The sequence below is a fragment of the Thermus sp. genome (assembly GCF_056332225.1).
In genome coordinates this window covers 1-3129 of record NZ_JBWGQW010000095.1, presented here as the reverse complement: position 1 = coordinate 3129, position 3129 = coordinate 1, and the positions used below count along the sequence as shown (strand labels likewise).

Below are 3129 nucleotides of genomic sequence, written 5' to 3'. Positions count from 1 at the left end.
AGACCCGGCACGACCTGGGGCGCGAAAAGTTTTTGGAAAGGGTCTGGCGGTGGAAGGAGGAGTCCGGGGGGACCATCCTCAAGCAGCTCAAGCGGCTAGGAGCCAGCGCCGACTGGAGCCGGGAGGCCTTCACCATGGACGAGAAGCGCTCCAAGGCGGTGCGCTACGCCTTCTGCCGCTACTACCACGAGGGCCTGGCCTACCGCGCCCCTAGGCTCGTGAACTGGTGCCCCCGGTGCGAGACCACCCTCTCGGACCTCGAGGTGGAGACCGAGCCCACCCCCGGCAAGCTCTACACCCTGCGCTACGAGGTGGAGGGGGGAGGGTTCATTGAAATCGCCACGGTGCGCCCCGAAACCGTCTTCGCCGACCAGGCCATCGCCGTCCACCCCGAGGACGAGCGCTACCGGCACCTGGTCGGCAAAAGGGCCCGGATCCCCCTCACCGGGGTCTGGATCCCCATCCTCGCCGACCCCGCCGTGGAGAAGGACTTCGGCACCGGGGCCCTCAAGGTGACCCCGGCCCACGACCCCCTGGACTACGAGATCGGGGAGCGCCACGGCCTAAAGCCCGTTTCCGTCATCAACCTCGAGGGGAAGATGGAGGGGGAGAGGGTCCCCGAGGCCCTAAGGGGCTTAGACCGCTTCGCCGCCCGGAGGAAGGCGGTGGAGCTTTTCCGGGAGGCGGGGCACCTGGTGAAGGAGGAGGACTACACCATCGCCCTCGCCACCTGCTCCCGCTGCGGCACCCCCCTGGAATACGCCATCTTCCCCCAGTGGTGGCTCAGGATGAAGCCCTTGGCGGAAGAGGTCCTGGAGGGCCTCAGGCGGGGGGACATCGCCTTCGTCCCCGAGCGCTGGAAGAAGGTGAACATGGACTGGCTGGAGGGGGTCCGGGACTGGAACATCTCCCGGCAGCTCTGGTGGGGGCACCAGATCCCCGCCTGGTACTGCGAGGACTGCGGGGCGGTGAACGTGCCGAGGCCTGAGCGCTACCTGGAAGACCCCACCTCCTGCGAGGCCTGCGGAAGCCCCCGCCTCAAGCGGGACGAGGACGTCTTTGACACCTGGTTCTCCTCGGCGCTTTGGCCCCTTTCCACCCTGGGCTGGCCCGAGAAGACGGAGGACCTGAAGGCCTTCTACCCCGGGGACGTCCTGGTCACGGGGTACGACATCCTCTTCCTCTGGGTCTCCCGCATGGAGGTCTCGGGCTACCACTTCATGGGGGAGAGGCCCTTTAAGACCGTCCTCCTCCACGGCCTCGTGCTGGACGAGAAGGGCCAGAAGATGTCCAAGTCCAAGGGGAACGTGATCGACCCCTTGGAGATGGTGGAGCGCTACGGGGCGGACGCCCTCCGCTTCGCCCTCACCTACCTCGCCACGGGGGGGCAGGACATAAGGCTTGACCTCCGCTGGCTGGAGATGGCCCGGAACTTCGCCAACAAGCTCTACAACGCCGCCCGCTTCGTCCTCCTCGCCCGGGAGGGCTTTTCGGCCAGGGAAGACCGGCCCACCCTGGCGGACCGCTTCATGCGAAGCCGCCTAAGCCGGGGCATCCGGGAGATCACCGCCCTCTACGAGGCCCTGGACCTGGCCCAGGCGGCCCGGGAGGTATATGAGCTCGTCTGGAGCGAGTTCTGCGACTGGTACCTCGAGGCCAGCAAGCCCGCCCTCAAGGCGGGGAACGCCCACACCCTAAGGACCCTGGAGGAGGTCCTCGCCGCCCTCCTCAAGCTCCTCCACCCCATGATGCCCTTCCTCACCAGCGAGCTCTACCAGGCCCTCACCGGGAAGGAGGAGCTCGCCCTCGAGGCCTGGCCCGAGGCCGGGGAGCGGGACGAGGAGGCCGAGGGAGCCTTTGAGGCCCTGAAGCAGGCGGTGACGGCGGTGCGGGCCCTGAAGGCCGAGGCCGGGCTTCCCCCGGCCCAGGAGGTGCGGGTGTACCTCGAGGGGGAGACCGCCCCCGTGCGGGAGAACCTCGAGGTCTTCCGCTTCTTGGGCCGGGCCGAGCTCCTTTCCGAGAGGCCGGAAAAGGCCCTGGTGAAGGCCATGCCCAAGGTGACGGCGCGCATGCCCTTGGAAGGGCTTCTGGACGTGGAGGAGTGGAAGCGCCGCCAGGAGAAGCGCCTGAAGGAGCTCTTAAGCCTGGCGGAGAAGAGCGAGCGTAAGCTCTCCGCCCCCGGCTTCCGGGAGAAAGCCCCCAAGGAGGTGGTGGAAGCGGAGGAGGCGAGGCTTAGGGAGAACCTGGAGCAGGCGGAGAGGATCCGGGAGGCCCTCAGCCAAATAGGGTGAGCCTGGGGGCCTCCACCACCCCTCGGGCGAGCCCAGGTTCAGGGTGAGGAAGGGAAGCCCCCCTAAAGGCGGCATACGAGGGGCTCGTCCGGGGGGTCTTCCCCTGGCCGACCAAAGAACCCTCCTCCAAAGGGTCGGCGGTGCCCGACCCCGGCAAGGATTGCCCAACCCGCCAGGCCCCGGCGTAGGCCCGGGCCTCATGGGCTTCCCGCGGGCTCCTGTATGCGGTTCACCTCCCAGTAGGCGAGGAGGGCCTCGCTGAAAAGCCCCGGGTGGCGGCGCTCGTAGGCGAAGAGGAGGCGGCGGGCGATGGCCAGGCGGAGCCGCTCCTCGGGGGTAAAGAGGGCCGGGGGAGCGAGGAGGCGGGCGCGGCTTTCCCGGCCCAGGGCCACCTCCACCCGGACCCCCTTCACGGGGTGGGGGGGGAGGCCGAGCCAAAGGGAGGCCTCCTCGGGGGGCAGAAGGCGGAAGCCCTCCCTCCTGGCGTAGTCCAGGCCCTCGAGGTTGTCCTCGGGAACGTAGACCCCCTCCCCCATCCGGGCCCGGGCCAGGGCCTCGAGGAGGGGCAGGGGGTGGGCGAAGGGCGCCACCCCGCCCTCGAGGTCCCCGGGTTCCCTTAGGTCCAGGGCCTGGACCTCGTAGCTCAGGCTCCCGTTCCAGGCGTTCTCGCTGAGGAGGCCCGCCACCTCCACCTCCTGGGGCAAGGCCGCCTGGCCCATGCGCCAGGCCACCACCCGCACCCCCCCTAGGCGGAAGGCCAGGTGCCGCCCCTCCCCGAGGAGGCGCACGTCCTCGGGAGCCCCCGCCATGAGGAAAAGGGGCTCGGGGTTGCCCGCCC

General features: G+C 69.4%; 1 protein-coding gene and 1 pseudogene. One reads left to right on the top strand and one right to left on the bottom strand.

Annotated features, from left to right (window positions below; all coding sequences use genetic code 11):
- On the top strand, positions 1–2291 hold a 2291-nt coding region (locus tag AC01Y6_RS10000), incomplete at its 5' end, for a valine--tRNA ligase (RefSeq protein ID WP_476671372.1).
- A 197-nt stretch (positions 2292–2488) separates the two neighbouring features.
- On the opposite strand, the pseudogene AC01Y6_RS09995 reads toward AC01Y6_RS10000, so the two are convergent.
- Positions 2489–3129 (bottom strand): annotated as a pseudogene (locus AC01Y6_RS09995) (single-stranded-DNA-specific exonuclease RecJ); the annotation flags it as partial.